This is a genomic window from Salinispora vitiensis (assembly GCF_000378825.1).
Taxonomy (GTDB): Bacteria; Actinomycetota; Actinomycetes; order Mycobacteriales; family Micromonosporaceae; genus Micromonospora; species Micromonospora vitiensis.
The window spans coordinates 2,563,595-2,580,713 of record NZ_KB900388.1 but is presented as its reverse complement, the minus strand read 5'-3'; the positions used below and the strand labels follow the sequence as shown (position 1 = coordinate 2,580,713).

16 protein-coding genes are annotated in these 17,119 nt (G+C 70.2%); 8 read left to right on the top strand and 8 right to left on the bottom strand.

Annotated elements, in window-relative coordinates:
• Positions 1 to 56: 56 nt before the first annotated feature.
• The 3 genes from SALPAC2_RS0111935 to SALPAC2_RS0111925 all read right to left on the bottom strand — a co-directional run bounded on the left by SALPAC2_RS0111935 (position 57) and on the right by SALPAC2_RS0111925 (position 1,848).
• Complete coding sequence (locus SALPAC2_RS0111935) at positions 57 to 332, bottom strand: hypothetical protein (protein ID WP_018216887.1); 276 nt, start codon at positions 330 to 332, stop codon at positions 57 to 59.
• Between the two features lie 236 nt (positions 333 to 568).
• The gene (locus tag SALPAC2_RS0111930; protein WP_018216886.1) at positions 569 to 796 is read right to left on the bottom strand and encodes a DUF397 domain-containing protein; all 228 of its coding nucleotides are present in this window, start codon (positions 794 to 796) and stop codon (positions 569 to 571) included.
• A 71-nt stretch (positions 797 to 867) separates the two neighbouring features.
• Complete coding sequence (locus SALPAC2_RS0111925; RefSeq protein ID WP_026184657.1) at positions 868 to 1,848, bottom strand: helix-turn-helix domain-containing protein; 981 nt, start codon at positions 1,846 to 1,848, stop codon at positions 868 to 870.
• A 158-nt stretch (positions 1,849 to 2,006) separates the two neighbouring features.
• On the opposite strand from SALPAC2_RS0111925, the gene SALPAC2_RS0111920 reads away from it, so the two are divergent.
• Complete coding sequence (locus tag SALPAC2_RS0111920; protein ID WP_018216884.1) at positions 2,007 to 3,347, top strand: MFS transporter; 1,341 nt, start codon at positions 2,007 to 2,009, stop codon at positions 3,345 to 3,347.
• Here SALPAC2_RS0111920 and SALPAC2_RS0111915 read toward each other — a convergent pair.
• The gene (locus SALPAC2_RS0111915) at positions 3,316 to 3,558 is read right to left on the bottom strand and encodes a mycoredoxin (RefSeq protein ID WP_018216883.1); all 243 of its coding nucleotides are present in this window, start codon (positions 3,556 to 3,558) and stop codon (positions 3,316 to 3,318) included. The two genes, SALPAC2_RS0111920 and SALPAC2_RS0111915, sit on opposite strands and share 32 nt — an antisense overlap.
• 82 nt (positions 3,559 to 3,640) lie before the next feature.
• Between SALPAC2_RS0111915 and SALPAC2_RS0111910 the strand changes: the two genes are divergently transcribed.
• From SALPAC2_RS0111910 to SALPAC2_RS0111900, 3 genes are all read left to right on the top strand, one after another.
• Entirely contained in the window at positions 3,641 to 5,800 is a 2,160-nt protein-coding gene (locus SALPAC2_RS0111910) for an ATP-dependent DNA helicase UvrD2 (protein ID WP_018216882.1), read from the top strand.
• Between the two features lie 121 nt (positions 5,801 to 5,921).
• The gene (locus SALPAC2_RS0111905) at positions 5,922 to 6,176 is read left to right on the top strand and encodes a hypothetical protein (RefSeq protein ID WP_018216881.1); all 255 of its coding nucleotides are present in this window, start codon (positions 5,922 to 5,924) and stop codon (positions 6,174 to 6,176) included.
• Between the two features lie 131 nt (positions 6,177 to 6,307).
• On the top strand, positions 6,308 to 6,670 hold the full coding sequence (locus tag SALPAC2_RS0111900; protein WP_018216880.1) for a WhiB family transcriptional regulator: 363 nt from the start codon (positions 6,308 to 6,310) through the stop codon (positions 6,668 to 6,670).
• Positions 6,671 to 7,009: 339 nt separating this feature from the next.
• Here the strand turns inward: SALPAC2_RS0111900 and SALPAC2_RS0111895 are convergent, their stop codons facing one another.
• The 3 genes from SALPAC2_RS0111895 to SALPAC2_RS27535 form a co-directional block, all read right to left on the bottom strand.
• Positions 7,010 to 8,356: an ABC1 kinase family protein gene (locus tag SALPAC2_RS0111895; protein ID WP_018216879.1), complete on the bottom strand. Its 1,347-nt coding sequence runs from the start codon at positions 8,354 to 8,356 to the stop codon at positions 7,010 to 7,012.
• Between the two features lie 39 nt (positions 8,357 to 8,395).
• Positions 8,396 to 9,448 carry a hypothetical protein gene (locus tag SALPAC2_RS0111890; RefSeq protein WP_018216878.1) on the bottom strand — a complete coding sequence of 351 codons (1,053 nt, stop codon included), beginning with the start codon at positions 9,446 to 9,448 and terminating at the stop codon, positions 8,396 to 8,398.
• 179 nt (positions 9,449 to 9,627) lie between these two features.
• On the bottom strand, positions 9,628 to 9,795 hold the full coding sequence (locus SALPAC2_RS27535) for a DUF5679 domain-containing protein (RefSeq protein ID WP_012014940.1): 168 nt from the start codon (positions 9,793 to 9,795) through the stop codon (positions 9,628 to 9,630).
• 478 nt (positions 9,796 to 10,273) lie between these two features.
• On the opposite strand from SALPAC2_RS27535, the gene SALPAC2_RS0111880 reads away from it, so the two are divergent.
• On the top strand, positions 10,274 to 10,792 hold the full coding sequence (locus tag SALPAC2_RS0111880; RefSeq protein WP_018216877.1) for a M48 metallopeptidase family protein: 519 nt from the start codon (positions 10,274 to 10,276) through the stop codon (positions 10,790 to 10,792).
• Between the two features lie 30 nt (positions 10,793 to 10,822).
• Positions 10,823 to 11,485, top strand: coding sequence for a hypothetical protein (locus tag SALPAC2_RS0111875; protein WP_018216876.1), 663 nt, complete (start codon positions 10,823 to 10,825; stop codon positions 11,483 to 11,485).
• Between the two features lie 19 nt (positions 11,486 to 11,504).
• Here the strand turns inward: SALPAC2_RS0111875 and SALPAC2_RS24720 are convergent, their stop codons facing one another.
• A complete protein-coding gene (locus tag SALPAC2_RS24720) occupies positions 11,505 to 12,719 on the bottom strand; it encodes a zinc-dependent metalloprotease (protein WP_018216875.1) in 1,215 nt (404 codons plus the stop codon).
• Between the two features lie 182 nt (positions 12,720 to 12,901).
• Here SALPAC2_RS24720 and SALPAC2_RS0111865 point away from each other — a divergent pair, with 182 nt between their 5' ends.
• Both SALPAC2_RS0111865 and SALPAC2_RS0111860 read left to right on the top strand, forming a co-directional pair.
• Positions 12,902 to 13,915 carry a YlbL family protein gene (locus SALPAC2_RS0111865; protein WP_018216874.1) on the top strand — a complete coding sequence of 338 codons (1,014 nt, stop codon included), beginning with the start codon at positions 12,902 to 12,904 and terminating at the stop codon, positions 13,913 to 13,915.
• Positions 13,916 to 14,024: 109 nt separating this feature from the next.
• Positions 14,025 to 17,012, top strand: coding sequence for a UPF0182 family membrane protein (locus SALPAC2_RS0111860; protein WP_080636909.1), 2,988 nt, complete (start codon positions 14,025 to 14,027; stop codon positions 17,010 to 17,012).
• Positions 17,013 to 17,119 lie beyond the last annotated feature (107 nt).

Below are 17,119 nucleotides of genomic sequence, written 5' to 3'. Positions count from 1 at the left end.
CTGGGGCGAGGAGTACGGCGGGGGAGCCGGGCCGGTTCCGACGGACGGGTATCCGCTCAGCCGCCTCCGTCGTCCGGCCAGCTCGGCCAGGCGGACGGGGGTTCGTCGAGCGGGAGCACCTTGACCCGTTGCCGGCCGGCACGGACCGCGCCGACCGCGGCGAGAGCCCGGGCGAGCAGGAGTGCGGCTTCGCGGTCGTCGGCGTGGACGACCTGCCGGCGTGGCTCGGGCGCGACGGTCTCGTCGCGCAGCCGGCCGCCGTCGGCCCAGGCGGTGGTGAGGTCCACGTCAGCCGCCGCGCGGACATCGGTGCGAACGATCAGGAACCGCATGTCGGTCTCCGGATGGGTGCCGCGACGATTGGGAACGGAGTGGAAGTTCCACGTCACTGCGGGTCATGCTACGCCGCGTAGCGGGCCTGGCAACCGATATGCGGCGATCGGCCGGCAGACTGGCCGATCGGCCGAGGGGCGCCGGGCCGGGTGCCGGACTTGACCGTCGCCCGGCGTCCGAAGACGACGCGGGGCCGCCGGTGTGGCTACGCACCGGCGGCCCCGACGGAGGCGGGTCAGATCCGGTCGAGCTGGCCTTCCTTGGCCGCGGCCAGGAAGCTCTGCCACTCACCTCGGTCGAACAGCAGCACCGGACCGCCCCGGTCCTTGCTGTCCCGGAGGGCCACCGTGGCTGGCATCGGCGCTACCTCCACGCAGTTTGAGGTCTGGCTGCGGGTGCTCTTTCGCCACGCTACCCGCGCCAGGTCGGGGCAGGCGGTCGGCGTGTCGTGGATTTTGTTCATGGTTGCACTCCTGTGTGAACCGGCCGATGGACGAGTAGTGCCCGCACGGACCGACGCTGGGTGCCGGTGGGTCAGCGTTCCGTCAATCGCCCGGGGCGCCGGCGACGCTGGGCCGGCGGTGTTGCCGCCCCGAACGCCGATGCCGACGAGGGTGCTGCCTCGAATGGCTGTCTCCTGGCCTGATTCAGCCAGGAGAGAGTCTCCGATGCGGGGAGTGCTGCCGTGCATAACCACTCAAAGACCACTTTATAGCGATTTAGGATTTTTGCCTCGGTTGACATGGTATTCAGGAACCCGCTTTCGATCGCCAGGGTCTCGGGATCCTGCGGGTCGGTGAACCGGTAGAGGGAGAACGCCGTCGGCGGCAGGTACCAACCGCTCGCCTGGGTGTCCCGAGGCAACACATGCAGCGTGACGTTGGGCAGCTTGGCCAACTCGTAGAGCTGCCCGAGCTGTTCCCGGAGCACGTCGGCCGGCCCGGCGCGGCCTCCGAGCGCCGTCTCCTCGAGTACGGCCGTGTAGCGGGGTGCGTCCGGTCCCCGGGTAAGCAGCGACTGGCGGGCCAGCCGGGCGCCCACCTCGGTCTCGATGTCCTCGGTGCCATCCGGCTCGCCAGCCGCTTCGTCGACATCCCGGGCGGAGGCGATGCGAATGCGGGCGTAACCGGCCGTCTGAAGTAGTCCCGGTACGAGCAGCGGGTGGTACTCCGAGATCTCCACACAGCCCGCCTCCAACTCGGCGAAGCCACGCTGCTGCGGGGTCATGACCGGGTAGTTCCGAAGCCAGCCACGGATGTCGCCGGCCTCACCGGTGATGGTCAGCAACTCGTCCCGAAGTGTGACGTCCACCCGGTAGAGATCGAGCAGTGCGCGGACATCCTGCGGGTCTGGCCGGCTGCGGCCATTCTCCAGGCGAGACAGTTTGGAGGCGGAGGCCCAACCGACCCGCTCGACCACCTGGTCCCCGGTGAGGCCGGTGGTCTCGCGCAGCCGGCGCAATTCGAAGCCCAACCTGCGGCGCCGCAGGATAGGGCTGGGTGCGACTGGAGGCACGTGTCCTCTTTTCCGTAGACCGTCGTAGATGCGACGGTAACTCTCTGAATTCGCCCCTAACCCTCAGTATGGAACGACGCGGCCGGCGCTGGAGGTTCTGGCGGGGGCGTGTCTCGACCAAAGGCGGCACACCGTGTACCACTTCTGACGGAGGGCAGATGCGTACCGTCCTGCGCCGCCCGGATTTCCGGCTGCTCTTCGGTGGCCTGGTGGCCAGCATGACCGCCGAGTCGATCTTGTTGCTCGCGCTCGCCATCTGGGTCAAGGAACTGACCGGGTCGAGTGGACTGGCCGGGGCCACCATCTTCGCGATCATCGCCCCGATGACGCTGGCACCCCTGGTCGGCTGGGTCGTCGACCGGTATCCGCGCAAGCCCCTGTTCGTGGCCGCCAACCTGGTTACGGCCGCCCTACTCACTCCGTTGTTCGCCGTCGGAGACCGTACCGACCTCTGGCTCATCTACCTGGTCGCCATCTTCTACGGCCTGTCGTACATCACCCTCAGCGCGGCGCTCAGCGGCCTCCTGCGGCACCTGGTGCCGGCAGAGTTGCTGGCCGACGCGAACGGCGTGCTCCAGACGGTGCGGCAGGGACTGCGGTTGCTCGGCCCGCTGGCGGGGGCCGCCCTCTACACCGCCGTCGGCGGCGGACTGCTGGCCGGTGTGGCGATCGTCGGCTTCGTGGCTGCGGCAGTGCTGGTGGGCCTGCTCCGAGTCACCGAGTCGCCCCGGTCGCGACCGGGGTGTAGCCGCTGCGACCGACCGGCCGGAGCGGCTGGGTGCGGCTGCTGCCCCCGGGGCTGCCCCCGGCCGTTTGGCCCGGCGCGGCGACCGCGCCGCCCGTTGCGCTGGTCGGCCGAGCTCGGCGCGGGCCTGCGGTACCTGGCCGACGAGCCGGCGCTGCGCCGGGCACTGCTCGGCTACGGTCTCGGTTCGCTGGTGATGGGCTTCAGCGAGTCCCTGATCTTCGCCTACGTTGACCACGGCCTTCGCCGCGACGCGGCGTTCGTGGGAGTGCTCGTGACCGTGCAGGGAGTCGGTGGCCTCGCTGGTGGCCTGGTCTCCTCCGGCGTGATCCGGCGGGTGGGAGAGGTCGGCGCGCTCGCCGTGGGGGTGGCGCTGTTCGGGTCGGCCGCGCTGACGCTCGCCTACCCCAACCTCTGGCTGGGCTGCGCCGCCCTCCTGCTGGCCGGGGTGTCGCTGCCGCTCACCATGGTCGGCCTGCACACGCTGATCCAGCGGCGTACGCCGGCACCGCTGATCGGCCGGGTCGCCGCCGGCGCCGAGGCGGTGATCAGCGGCCCGCGGGCCATCTCGATCGGGGGCGGCGCACTGCTCGTCGGCATCGTCGACTACCGGGTGCTCTTCGTGGCGGTGGGCCTGGTCACCCTACTGGCCAGCGGCTACCTCTGGGGCGGGCGCCGGTTGAGCCGGTCGGCCCAGCCGGCGCCCAACGGGCCCGCACCGGTCAGGCGGAGATCTCCGACAGGTGCTCCTTGACCTGACGGATAGTGGGGTTGGTCAGCGCGCTGCCGTCCGCGAAGCGCAGCGTCGGCACGGTCTGGTTGCCGCCGTTGACGCTCATCACGAACTCGGCGGCCGACGGCTCCTGCTCGATGTCGACCACCTCGTACCCGATGCCCTCCCGGTCCAGCTGTGACTTCAGCCGGTGGCAGTAGCCGCACCAGGGCGTGGAGTACATCGTCAACATCGGCAGACCTCCAAGGGGTTGGTCGTGATTCAAGCCGGGCTAACTACCCCAACGTTGGAAGCGGCTGGAACAATTCCTCGCTGTGGTGTCCCACTCAGCGTCCGACCGGGTGCTCGCCGGCCTCGACCCAGAGCAGCGGGCGGCGGTAACCGCCCCGGCCGGCCCGGTCTGCGTCCTAGCCGGCGCCGGCACCGGGAAGACCCGGGCGGTCACCTCCCGGATCGCGCACCGGACGTTGACCGGGGAGATCCTGCCCCGGCACCTGCTCGCGGTCACCTTCACCGCGCGGGCCGCCGCCGAGCTGCGCAGCCGACTCACCACGCTCGGGGTGCCGGGTGTGCAGGCGCGTACCTTCCACGCCGCGGCGCTGCGTCAGGTGCGTTACTTCGCGCCCCGGCTGCTCGCCGGCCGGGCGATGCCCGAGCTGCTGGACAGTAAGGTCCGGCTGGTCACCCTCGCCGCGGCGAAGGTCGGGATCCGCTCCGACCGGACCGGTGTGCGGGACCTCGCGGGCGAGATCGAGTGGGCGAAGTCGTCCCTGGTCGAGCCCGGGGAGTACGTGGTCGCGGCCGCCCGGGCGCTGCGGGACACCCCGTACGAGCCGGCGAAGGTGGCCGATGTCTTCGCCGCGTACGAGAAGGTCAAACGCGCCGGCGGAGTGATCGATTTCGAGGACATGCTGCGCGCCGCGATCTGGGGAATCGAAGAGCACCCGGACGTGGCCGACCAGGTACGCGCCCAGTACCGGCACTTCGTCGTCGACGAGTACCAGGACGTCAACCCGCTGCAACAGCGGCTGCTGGAGGCGTGGCTCGGCGGTGGAGACGACCTGACGGTGGTGGGTGACGCGAGTCAGACGATCTACTCGTTCACCGGCGCGACCTCGTCCTACCTGGTTGACTTCCCCCGCCGGCACCGGGGCGCGACGGTGGTCCGCCTGGTGCGCGACTACCGCTCCACCCCCCAGGTGGTCGGGCTGGCCAACTCGGTCATCGCGCCGGCGCGGGGCACTGAGGCGCGGCTTCGGCTGGAGCTGGTCGGCCAGCGCCCGCCGGGCCCCGAGCCCGAGTTGAGGATCTTTACCGACGAGCCGGCCGAGGCCGCCGCCGTCGCCGCCCGCTGCCGTGCCCTGGTGGACGCCGGTACTCCGGCCCGGGAGATCGCCGTGCTGTTCCGGACCAACGCGCAGTCCGAGGCGTACGAGGAGGCGCTGACCGAGGCCGAGGTGCCGTACCAGGTGCAGGGTGCGGAGCGGTTCTTCGAGCGCACCGAGGTACGACAGGCGATGGTCGCGCTGCGCGCCGCCACCCGCTCCCTTCCCGGTGACACCCCGCTGCCGGCGGCCGTGGTCGAGGCGCTGGCCGCGGTCGGGTGGGCACCGGATGCGCCGCCGGCTGGTGGCGCCGCCCGGGAACGGTGGGCGGCCCTCGCTGCTCTGGTTCAACTCGCCGAGGAGTACGCGGCCAGCGCCCCGGTGCTGCCGATCGGGCCGGCTGCCGCGGTCGAGCGGCCGGCCACGTTGGCCGACTTCACCGACGAGCTGGCCCGGCGGGCCGCCGCGCAGCACGTGCCGACGGTCGAGGGCGTTACCCTCGCCTCCCTGCACTCGGCGAAGGGTCTGGAGTGGGACGCCGTCTTCCTGGTCGGCCTCGCCGAGGGCACCCTGCCCACCACCTACGCGAAGACACCGGAGCAGGTGGAGGAGGAGCGCCGGCTGCTCTACGTGGGCGTCACCCGGGCGCGGGAGTGGCTCTGGCTGTCGTACGCCTCAGCCCGCTCACCGGGTGGGCGTCCCCGGCGGCCCTGTCGCTTCCTGCCCCGGCTGGACTCTTCCGGCACCAGTGGGCGTACCGGTGCGAGCGGGGTACGGCGGGCCGAACGTCGGCGTACCCAGATCGTCTCCTGCCGGGTCTGCGGTACGACGCTGCTTGCCGGCGCGGAGCGCAAGCTGGGCCGGTGCACCGCCTGTCCGTCTGACCTGGACAAGGAGCTGCACGGGCGGCTGGTTGAGTGGCGGCGTCGGGTGGCCGGCGGCCAGCGGGTACCGGACTATGTGGTGTTCACCGACGCGACCTTGGTCGCGTTGGCGGAGCGGCGCCCGCAGCAGCCCCGCGACCTCACCGCGATCGCGGGGATCGGGGCCCGCAAGCTGGGGCTCTACGGGGAGGCGGTGCTTGCCTTGGTGGCCGGCGCGACGGTGGACGAAGTCTGCCCAGAGAAAACTTCCGAAATCTTGCCGTAAATTCGTTTGCCCTCGCCCCCGGGCGCGGCATAGCCTCGGGGCATACCTCGCGAGCGGCGGCATTCGGGCTGCTCACGGGCGTGATTCGGTCGGCACGAGAGAAGTCAGGGAGGTGGCCCCAATGGAGATCTACAACAACGCGCGTCCGTTGGTGTCCCCCGCTGCCGTCGCTCCGATGTCGGCCGTCCAGGTGGCCCGCACCGCTGCGCGACCGTTGGTTCCGCAGACGCACCAGGTCGAGAACCAGGCCGAGCTGATTCTCGCGCTGGCGCCATGCGGCACTCAGGGCACCAGTGGTTTCACGGGCAAGGGCGTTGATAGCGCCAAGCGGCGCATGGACGTCCGCGGTGTTCCACCTCGAGGTAGACCGGTCTGATCCAGACCACCGGCTCACCTTGAGGCCGCGGAACCCGCATACCGGGATCCGCGGCCTTAGTTTTTGTCCCGTCGAAGTATGTCGGAAATGCGATCCAAGAGATCGAAAAGTGAGAGAGAGGTGACCGGGCGATGAGTCTGGCGTTGGCCCCACTCGACCTGAACGTCGAGTTGGAGGCGAACCTGCCCTGCCGGAAGTTCGACCCCGACCTGTGGTTCTCTGACTCGCCCTCCGAGCTTGAGGTGGCCAAGTCGCTCTGCGGGGATTGCCCGCTGCGCGTCGAGTGTCTTGCCGGCGCGGTGGAGCGAGCTGAGCCCTGGGGCGTCTGGGGTGGCGAGATCTTCGAGCGTGGCGCGGTGGTCCCGCGGAAGCGGCCCCGAGGCCGTCCCCGTAAGGAAGATGTTGCCCGAGACGTCACGCTCCGGGTCGAGGCTGAGGCGCGACTGGAGGCCAGTGGTTTGGCCCGGCGCGACGCGGTCCGGCTGGCGGCCTGACAACCACCCGATCTGTTCCACCCTTCGCCGGTGTTCGCACTGGCCACGAGAAAGTTGACGAGGATGCTCAAGCAATCGGACAGTTTCGAACTGCAATTACTGAACGAAGTGTTGTCGAGGGCCCGAATGCTCCGGCCTCAGGCCGGTCGCACCACCACGAGCACTGAGGCTTATCGTTCCGCCCGTACCGTCGCCATGGCCGCTCGCACGCGGTCGGCGCGCGAGTTGGGCATCGGTTAGACAGCGGGCCCGCTTCCCCTTTCAGTGGGGAGCGGGCCCGTTGCCTAACACCGCTGGGACGGGCGCGTTCGGCTACCGCCGGATGCGCCCGTCACCGCATCACGCTATCGGGGCGAAGCCGGGTAGCCAGCGCTCCAGGATTCCCCGGTACGGCGCCTTCGCCTCCAGCTGGCAGAGCACCCCGATCGAGCCGAGCGTGACCCGGTGGATCAGTAGGTACGACGGGGGCAGGTTGAGGTGTCGGCTGAGTTGGTAGGCGGGCGAGCGAGGGTTGGCCAGCCGGGCCGCCTCAGCCCGTAGCCAGGCCCGGGTGAACCGGAACTCCTCGGCGGCGACCGGCGCCAGCATCGGTTGGAGGAAGTCCAACAGCGCCGGCCCGTCGATCGCCGCGCTGTTGCTGACGAAGCCCTCGTCACGCAGGCCGGCCATCACCTCTTCGGCATCTCCCCGCAGGGCCAGTCCGGCGATGCGGCCGATCGGCTCGGGGGTCCCCTCGGGCAGCCGGGCCACCGCGCCGAAGTCCACCACCCCGAGCCGGCCGTCGGCCAGCAACCGGAAGTTGCCCGGATGCGGGTCGGCGTGGAGCAGCCCGGCCCGCATCGGCGCGGAGAGGTGCAGGGTGGCCATCAACCGGCCGGTCTCGTCCCGTTCTTGTTCGGAGCCCTCCCGGATGATCTGCGACAGCGGCGTTCCCTCGACCCACCCGGTCACCAGGACCCGAGGTGACGCGGCGACCACGGCCGGGATGTAGATCTCCGGGTCGTCCGCGTACGCCGTGGCGAAGGCGCGCTGCGACTCGGCCTCCAGTTCGTAGTCGAGCTCCTCGGTGATGCGTTCCCGGAGCTCGGTGAGGAGTGGTTTGATGTCCAGCCCCGGCTGGATCGCCCGGAACATTCCACCGAGCCGGGAGAGCTGTTTGAGGTCGGTGAGCAGGGCCTCCCCCGCGCCGGGGTACTGAATTTTGATCGCCACGTCACGGGTGTTCGGCGCGCCGGTCGCGTCGTAGCCCGGCTCCCGCCACTGCGCGCGGTGTACCTGCCCGATGCTGGCGGCGGCGACCGGCGTGTCGTCGAACTCCACGAACCGGTCCCGCCAGTCCGGGCCGAGTTGCTCGGAGAGCACCCGGTGTACGGAGGCGGCGGGCAGCGGCGGAGCGGCCTCCTGGAGTTTGGTCAGCGCCTGTCGGTAGGGGGCGGCCATCTCCTCGGGCAGCGCCGCCTCGAAGACCGACAGCGCTTGGCCGAACTTCATCGCGCCGCCTTTGAGCTGCCCGAGGACGCTGAAGAGCTGTTCGGCGGTACGTTGCTGGATCTCCGCGGAGATCACGTCAGAGGCGAGCCCGGTGACGCGCTTGCCCACACCGAGGACGGTCCGGCCAGCGAAGCCTAGCGGCAGGGTGGCGAGCTTGGCGGTCCGGGAGACGGCCCGGCGCGGGATTTCGGTCACCTGGCTATTGTGACCGACCGCGAAGGCGCGCGCGGCGCCTCACGATCCGCGACCGGAGCAGGTGCAGGAGGGGTGGGGTGCCCAATGCCGGCGACGTAGCCGGCCATCGGCGGTGACCTCGACGGAACCGCTGACGGTGGCCGGGACACCGCCGTCGAGGTGGCCCAGGGCTTCGCTGGTGGCGTACGCCACGGCGGCGAGCAGCGTTGTCGTCGCGCAGGCCCACTCCGGCGTGCCGCTGGCGAGCTGGGCGGCGAGCGTCGGCCAGCTCGGGTCGCGCTCCCTTCGATGCAGGTCGAGGCAGTTCAGGCAGGGACCGATCGGTGGCCGGACCAGCGGGCCGACGACCGGCACGCCCTCCCGGAGGTCGAGCAGCAGATGTACCTGCCGACGTTGGTGGTGGGCGGCGGCGAGCAGGGGTGCCGGGCGGTCCGTACCGCACTGAAGCACGAGGTCGATCCGGCCGGGTCGGAGCGGGCCGGTGGCGGTGCCGGGGGCGGTGCGGCCGAGGGTGTCCCGGACAGCGTCGGTGAGTGGTTGGCCGAGGTCGGCGGCGGGTATTCCGGTGCCGACGAGGTCCGCTGGCGCCACCGGGCCGGCCAGGCGTGGCTGCACGTGCCCGACCCCGGCCTGGGCTAGGGCGACGGCGACGGGAGCGCCGAGGCGACCGGCGCCGGTTACCAGCACCCGTGCCGTGCGACGGCGGCGCAAGACCTGTGCGGGCGTGCCGGCGCTGCGCTGGTTGGCCAGGGCGAGGGCGCCGGCCTCGGCGGCGAGCCGGGTCCGTGGCGGACCGGTCAGGTCGCGGGGTAGGAGGGTGTGCGCGGGTACGACCAGGCCGGCGGTGCGGAGCGCCTCGAGCAGGGTGCGGGCCGCGTCCCGCCCCACCTCGATTCGGTTGGCCTGGTCCAGGACGTGCCGCTCGCTGTGCGCGCCGTCGAGTAGGTCGAGGAGGCGGGCGGTGCGGGGGTTGGCCAGTTCCAGCAGGACGGCGCGGCTCGGATCGACACCCAGTTGCAACGTGTGTCGGTCCCGCCAGAGGCGGGTGAGACCGGGCAGCAGGGTTGGCCGGGGCAGGGCGGTAAGGCTCATGAGTACGAATGGTGATCGTGTCTGAGCTTTCCGTCGAACGTTGTCCACAGGTACGCGGAGTCCGGCCCGGGGTTTTCCACAGGTAGTGCCGGGTTCTCCACAGGCCACGGACCCGCCTGTCCGGCAACCGACATTGGCTGGGTGGTGGAAGGATCGCCCTTCCACCACCCAGAAAGGCGTTAGACCTTCGCTTTACCCAGAATGCGGTTCACTGTTGTGCCGCACACCGGACACTTGCCCTTGGCCATGTTCATCCCGGTCTTGGAAACCTCGACGCGCCCCTCGAAGTCTCGCTTCTCCTTGCACTTGACGCAGTAGCCGTTGTAAGTCTGGGCCTGGTCGGCCACGGGTGCCTCCTCGTCTCGTCCACCGGCGAACGCTCATCCGGCGGGGTTCCAGCGGCGGGCCATGAGGGCGCCGGCGCTAGGCCTTCCGTCGTGGTCACAGGCGTGACCACTGGTCCGCGGACCCTACCCAGGACTGGGGGGTTCCATGTCAACTCCTCATCGACACTGTGAGCAAGTTGACGACGAGAGTGTGCACGGCGAATACGCTTGGATAAGTGAGTTTGGTGGGGACACGCCGGACGGATGCCCTGAAAAACGGCGCAGGGTGCCCACAGGTGACGGGAACCAACGTGATCACCTGGTGCGGGGGCTTGCCTTCGGGCTATTTCCCGAGCACTCTAACGCGGAAAATTTTCGGGACTCCTGGCGACCAACGCTTATTTTTCGGGCGCGTGTCGCGGGTTGACCCTTGCGGACCCCTAGCCACCACGAAGTAACTTTTCCTCGTGGCAGGAATCCGAGGCGGCGCGGCCGGCTGATGGCGGCACCGCGGAAGCCGGTGGTCGAGGTGCGGCGCAGCCAGCGCCGCCGACGCACGGTGTCCGCGTACCGCGACGGCGAGCGGGTCGTCGTCCTGATCCCAGACCAGTTCTCCCGAGCTGAGGAGAGCGAGTGGGTGGACCGAATGCTTGCCCGGCTCGCTGCCCGGGAGGGCCGGCTGGTCCGATCCGACGACGAACTGCTCGCCCGCGCCACTCGGCTGATCGCCCTCTACCTGGCCGACCATGGGCGTGACGCGATCCCGGCCAGCGTCCGCTGGGTGACCAATCAGACCGGCCGTTGGGGCTCATGCACCCCAGCCGATCGGACGATTCGCATCTCCCACCGGCTGCAGGACATGCCGGACTGGGTGATCGACTATGTCCTGTTGCATGAGCTGGCCCACCTGATCGTCCCGAGTCACAACGCCCGGTTCTGGCAGCTCGTCGGGCGGTACCCGAAGACCGAGCGGGCCCGCGGCTACCTGGAGGGCGTCGCGGCCGTCTCCTCCTCCTGACCCCTGGCGGCGGGGCGTAGGGTCGGTGCCGTGGTACGACGGTTGGTGGTTGCCCTACTCGCGCCGGTTTCCTGGACCCCACCGGAGATCGACCCAACTGAATGGCGGACGGCGCTCGCCGAGGATGTGGTTGACCTCCTCGCCACGTTGAACGAGGTGGAGACCGCCGTTGCCGTGGCCGAGACCGACCGGTGGCTGGCCGACGCCGTGGTCTGGCCCGGCACCACCGTCTACCAGCTCCCGCGCCCCACCGTTGCGGCCGTCCTCGCCAGCTGCGGGCGGACCGCCCAGCCGAGCCGGCCGGCCAGCGTCAACCATGCCGGGGCCGGGCACGGATACGACCAGGTGGCCGTGGTCGCCGGGGACGCCCCGGACCTGCCGGGGTTGACCATCGGCAAGCTGCTCCGGCCGCTCACCACCCGACCGATGGCCGTGGCCCCGGTGGCGGGTGCCGACACCGGCCTGCTCGGTGCGGCGGCCCGACTGCCCCTACCGGAGTGGCTGCCGGCGCTGGACCTGGATCGGGCGGTGCCCGCCGCGGTGCGCGCGGCGGCGCCGCACCCCGGCGACCTCGCCATCACCGCGGGGTGGCATCGGCTGCGCGGCCCGGCCGACCTGGCCCGACTTGACCCCGCCCTGGCCGGCTGGGACGCCACCCGCGCCCTGCTCGCCGCCGCCGGCATCCTGCGCTGACCCCGGCGGGGCCGAGGCGTCAGCTGGCGGTGGGTGGGTCCTCCCCGTCGGGCTCCCCGGGAGCCTTCTCCGGCGGGCCACCCGGCGCGCTGAAGTCGAAGCTCTCCAACTCGTCCGCATCGAGCCGGGCCTGGGCGAAAGCCACCGGGTCGGCGAAGTCGTCGTCGGAGGGCAGCAGGTCGGGGTGACCCCAGAGCGCATCCCGACCGGCGATCCCCCGGTGCTCGGTGAGGGCCGCCCAGAGCGCCGCCGCCTCGCGCAGCCGCCGCGGCCGAAGCTCCAGGCCGACCAGGGCGGCGAAGGTCTGCTCGGCCGGACCTCCGGCGGCCCGCCGCCGCCGGAACGCCTCCCCGAGCCGGACGACGTTGGGCAACCGCTCCCCGGCCGCGCTGTCAACCACGTGGCAGACCCAACCCTCGACGAGCGCGAGGGCCGTCTCCAGCCGGGCCAGCGACGCCTTCTGGGCCGGGTTGTCCTCCGGGGTGAAGATCCCCTCCAGCGCGATCGCCTGCATCGACTCCGGGTCGGTCGGGTCGACCCGACCCATCGCCTCCTCGATCGCCTCGCGGTTGACCCGGATGCCCGAGGCGTACATCTCCACCGCGTTGAGCACGTGTCCGCGCAGCCACGGCACGTGCTCGAAGAGGCGCTGATGGGCGGCCTCGCGCAGGGCCACGTAGAGGCGTACCTCGTCCTCCGGCAGTTCCAGCCCGGCACCGTAGTCGCGGATGTTGGCTGGGACGAGTGCCGCCGTGCCGGCCGGGCCGAGCGGCAGCCCGATGTCGCCGGCGGAGAGCACCTCGGCGGCGAGCGAGCCGAGGGCCTGGCCCAGCTGGCCCCCGAAGAGGGCCCCGCCGAGGGTGGCCACCATCGACTGCATCGGGCCGAGCTGGGCCCGCGCCTCCGGCGGCACCAGGTCGCCCATGGCGCCGACCATCCGGCTGGCCACCGGGTCACACAACTTGCGCCAGACGTCGAGGGTTTTGTAGATCCACTCATTCCGGTTCCACGCCACCGAGGCGCGGATGCCCGACGGGAGCGCCGAGCCCGACTCCAACCAGAGGTCGGCCAGGCGCAGCGCCTCCTCCACCGCGTTGCGCTCGTACGGCGAGACAGCCGGATCGCCACCGGCGCTGAGCTGGCTCGCCGCCACCTGGCGGGCCAGGTCCCAGTTCACCGGTCCACTGCCGGGCGCGGCGAGCAGGTGCTGCAGCTGGGACATGAACTGCTGCATCTGCGCGGGGTCGTTGGGGTCTGGTGGCTGGCCACCGGGGAGCGCGAAACCGAACGGAATATCAGGCACGGGGTCTACGGTACGCGCGCCGCGCCCCAGGTCGCGTCGGCTGGCGTCGCGTCAACGGTGAAGTCCTGGCAGGTCCGCCGGGGCCAGCGCACCCGGTCGGTACGCTCTGCCGCATGAGACGTCGCGGCATCACCGTCCTGCTCGGTGCCATTTTTGTTGCCCTGCTCGGCATCGGTGTGCTCGCGGCGCCCATTCCGTACGTGGTGCTGGGTCCCGGCCCCACCGTCAACACGCTGGGCGTCGAGGACGACAAGGAGGTCATTCAGGTCGAGGACCGGGAGACCTTCACCTCGGCGGGGGAGCTGCGGTTGACCACGGTGGGGGTGCAGCCCTCGGTCAAGCTGCGCGGAGCCATCCAGGGTTGGTTCTCCGACGACGAGGCGGTGGTACCGCGGGAACTGGTGTACCCGCCGGGGGAGAGCCGCGAAGAGGTCGAGGAACGCAACGCGGAGGACTTCGAGGCCTCCCAGTCCAGTGCGGAGACAGTCGCCCTGCGCGAGCTCGGATTCCCGGTGATGGTCAAGGTCAAGACGGTTGCCGCGGACGGGCCCTCGGCCGGTCTGCTCCGTCCGGGCGACGTGGTGACCTCCGTTGACGGTGAGCCGGTCCCGGTGGCCGTCCGGCTGACCGAGTTGATCCAGGCCGAGCCGGCCGGCACCGTCCTGGAGGTCGGCTACACCCGCGACGGGACCCCTGCGACGGCGCGGATCACGACCCAGGAGCGGGACGGCAAGCCCCGGATCGGGATCGGGATCGAGCAGCAGCAGCCGCACCCGTTCACGCTGACGATCGACCTGACGGACATCGGTGGCCCGAGCGCCGGGCTCATGTTCGCCCTCGGCATCATCGACAAGCTGACCCCGGAGGATCTGACCGGTGGGCAGATCATCGCGGGCACCGGCACGATCGATGACGTGGGCCGGGTCGGCCCGATCGGCGGCATCCCCCAGAAACTGGTCGGCGCCAAGGAGGCCGGCGCCACCGCCTTCCTGGTCCCGGCCGAGAACTGCGCCGAGGCGGTCGGCAACCCTCAGCCGGACCTGCCGCTGCTCAAGGTGGCGACGCTGGACGACGCGTTGACCGCCCTCGAGGAGCTGCGAGCAGGGGGCGAACCGGCCCGTTGCTGACCCAACCGCCGGCACACGGCGTGACCGCGGACGACAGGTTTGGGAAGACCCCGTACTCTGGTGGCCTGGTCGGAGCCGATCAATCGAACGTGCGGAGCCAACAGTGGTTATGCGTAGCAGCACCCCCATGCCGAGGATGAGCCGACGCGGACGCGTCACGATTGGTGTCCTGGTCGGGGTGTTCGTGCTCTTCACCCTGCTCGGCTGGGGGGTGCAGGCCTGGACCGACTGGCTCTGGTTCGGCGAGGTCGACTACACCGCGGTCTTCAGCGGGGTGCTCGTCACCCGGCTGCTGCTCTTCCTCGTGGTCGGCCTGGCCATGGCGGCCGTCGTCGGTGGCAACCTTTGGCTGGCGCATCGCCTGCGGCCCCGGCTGCGACCGCAGTCGCCGGAGCAGGCCACCCTGGAGCGGTACCGGATGCTGCTCAGCCCTCGGCTCGGCATCTGGTTCACGGTGGTCGCCGTCGTGGTCGGACTCTTCGCGGGGCTGTCCGCGCAGGGCCGGTGGAGCGAGTGGCTGCTGTTCCGCAACGGTGGGGACTTCGGAGTCAAGGACCCGGAGTTCGGGGTGGACATCGGCTTCTACGTCTTCGACCTGCCGTTCTGGCGCTATCTGCTCGGGGTCGCCTTCACCGCCGTGGTGTTGGCCCTGCTGGGGGCGCTCGCGGTGCACTATGTCTTCGGCGGGATCCGGCTCCAGGGCGTGGGGGACCGGATGAGCACCGCGGCGCGGGCTCACCTGAGTAGTTTGATCGCGCTCTTCGTGCTGCTCAAGGCCGTCGCGTACGTGCTCGACCGGCGGACGATGCTGCTGGAGTACAACGATGGCGCCAACGTCTACGGTGCCGGTTACGCCGACATCAACGCGTTGCTTCCGGCGAAGGAGATCCTCGCCTACATCTCGGTCGTCGTGGCGATCGCGGTCCTCGTCTTCTCCAACGCCTGGATGCGGAACCTGGTCTGGCCGGGCATCTCGCTGGCCCTGCTCGGGGTCTCCGCGGTCGCCATCGGCGGCATCTACCCGTGGGCGGTGCAGACCTTCGAGGTCAAGCCGAGCGCCCGGGACAAGGAGGCGCGGTACATCGAGCGCAGCATCGAGGCGACTCGGGCGGCCTTCAGTCTGGGCGAGGCCGATTCCACGCGATACGCGGCGAGCAATTTGCAACCACCGGCGAGTCTCGCCACCGACACCGCGGTGGTGCCCAACGCCCGACTGCTGGACCCACAGCTGGTCAGCGAGACGTACACGCAGCTTCAACAGGTCCGCGGCTTCTACGACTTCGGCCCCAAGCTCGACATCGACCGCTACACCGTCGACGGGGAGACCCAGGACTACGTGGTCGGGGTACGTGAGATCAACTATGGCGAGCTGACCACGCAGCAGAGCAACTGGATCAACCGGCACACCGTCTACACCCATGGGTACGGTCTGGTCGCGGCCCCGGCGAACCGGGTGGTCTGCGGTGGCCAGCCGTACTTCGTCTCCGGCTTCCTCGGGGAGCGGTCGCAGGAGGGGTGCGCGGCACAGGTTGACCAGATTCCGGCCAGCCAGCCGCGGATCTACTACGGCGAGCGGATGGAGGCCGGCGACTATGCCATCGTCGGTAAGACGAACCCGGAGGCCAGCCCCGCCGAGTTCGACCGGCCGGTCGGCGAGGACGGATCCGAGTCCTACTACACCTACACCGGCTCGGGCGGCGTTGACGTCGGCTCGTTCGGTCGCCGGCTGCTCTACGCGATCAAGGAGCAGGAGTCGAACTTCCTGCTCTCCGAGGCGGTCAACGAGAACTCGAAGCTGCTCTACGTTCGTAACCCCCGGGAGCGGGTGGAGAAGGTCGCGCCGTTCCTCACCGTGGACGGCGACCCGTATCCGGCGGTGATCGATGGCCGGGTGACGTGGATTATCGACGGCTACACCACCGCCGCGACCTACCCTTACGCCGAGCGGATCAACCTCCAGACTGAGACCACCGACGAGCTCACCAACCGGGGCACCTTCCAGCAGGCCCGGGAAAACATCAACTACATCCGGAACTCGGTGAAGGCGACGGTCGACGCGTACGACGGCACGGTCACCCTCTACGAGTTCGACGACGCTGACCCGGTACTCCGGGCGTGGAACAAGGCCTTCGGCGGCGACCTGATCAAGCCGAAGACGGAGATTCCGACGGAGCTGAGCGCCCACTTCCGCTACCCGGCTGACCTGTTCAAGGTGCAGCGGAACGTGTACACCCGGTTCCACGTGACCAACCCCGGTGACTTCTACTCCGGGCAGGACTTCTGGCAGGTGCCGAACGTGCCGGACGCGCCGGACAGCGGTCAGAAGCAGCCCCCGTACTACCTCTTCACCCAGATGCCGGGGCAGGAGGAACCGCGGTTCCAGCTCACTTCGGCGGTGACGCCGAACCGACGGCAGAACCTCGCGGCGCTGATGTCTGGCTCGTACGTGGACGGCAAGCCGCGGCTTGAGGTGTACGAGTTGCCGGAAGACACGCGGATCTCCGGCCCGGTGCAGGTGCACCAGCAGATGACCAACAACGCCCAGATTCGGCAGCAGCTGAACCTGCTCTCGTCGAACCAGGCGCAGGTCCAGTACGGCAACCTGCTCTCCCTGCCGTTCGGCAACGGCATGCTCTACGTCGAGCCGGTTTACGTGAAGAGCAACCAACAGCAGGCATATCCCCTGTTGCAGAAGGTGCTCCTCTCCTACGGCGACGGTGGCTCGTTCGTCGTCCTGGCCGACAACCTCACCGACGGCATCAAACAGCTCGTCGAGCAGGGTGAAGAGGCCGGCGCACCATCGCCGCCACCCTCCGACGACGAGACGCCCCCAAGCCCGGGCCCGACCCCGACCGCGACGCCGACTCCGAGCGTTACCCCACCCCCGCTCACGGGCGATGTGGCGGCGGCGGCCCAGCGGGTTCAGGAGGCGATCGTGGAGCTCCGGGCCGCGCAGGAATCCGGCGACTTCGAGCGCTACGGCCGGGCGTTGCAGGCGTTGGATGAGGCGACCGCGGCCTTCGAACAGGCAGCGGGGTCGCCGTCCGCTGCCACGCCGACCACGGCACCGTCGGGCTCACCGTCGCCGGGCGGCTGACCCCAGCACGTACGAGCAACGACGCCCTCCGGGATTCCCCGGGGGGCGTCGTTGTGAGGGCTCGGTGGAGGACGTTTTGCGTTGGCCCGGGGTAGTGCGCTAACGTT

Coding starts and splice junctions, on each gene's coding strand:
- SALPAC2_RS0111935 (WP_018216887.1), bottom strand. CDS start 332: ATGCGGTTCCTGATCGTTCGCACCGATGTCCGCGCGGCGGCTGACGTG.
- SALPAC2_RS0111930 (WP_018216886.1), bottom strand. CDS start 796: ATGAACAAAATCCACGACACGCCGACCGCCTGCCCCGACCTGGCGCGG.
- SALPAC2_RS0111920 (WP_018216884.1), top strand. CDS start 2,007: ATGCGTACCGTCCTGCGCCGCCCGGATTTCCGGCTGCTCTTCGGTGGC.
- SALPAC2_RS0111915 (WP_018216883.1), bottom strand. CDS start 3,558: ATGTTGACGATGTACTCCACGCCCTGGTGCGGCTACTGCCACCGGCTG.
- SALPAC2_RS0111905 (WP_018216881.1), top strand. CDS start 5,922: ATGGAGATCTACAACAACGCGCGTCCGTTGGTGTCCCCCGCTGCCGTC.
- SALPAC2_RS0111900 (WP_018216880.1), top strand. CDS start 6,308: ATGAGTCTGGCGTTGGCCCCACTCGACCTGAACGTCGAGTTGGAGGCG.
- SALPAC2_RS0111890 (WP_018216878.1), bottom strand. CDS start 9,448: ATGAGCCTTACCGCCCTGCCCCGGCCAACCCTGCTGCCCGGTCTCACC.
- SALPAC2_RS0111880 (WP_018216877.1), top strand. CDS start 10,274: ATGGCGGCACCGCGGAAGCCGGTGGTCGAGGTGCGGCGCAGCCAGCGC.
- SALPAC2_RS24720 (WP_018216875.1), bottom strand. CDS start 12,719: ATGCAGCAGTTCATGTCCCAGCTGCAGCACCTGCTCGCCGCGCCCGGC.
- SALPAC2_RS0111865 (WP_018216874.1), top strand. CDS start 12,902: ATGAGACGTCGCGGCATCACCGTCCTGCTCGGTGCCATTTTTGTTGCC.
- SALPAC2_RS0111860 (WP_080636909.1), top strand. CDS start 14,025: ATGCGTAGCAGCACCCCCATGCCGAGGATGAGCCGACGCGGACGCGTC.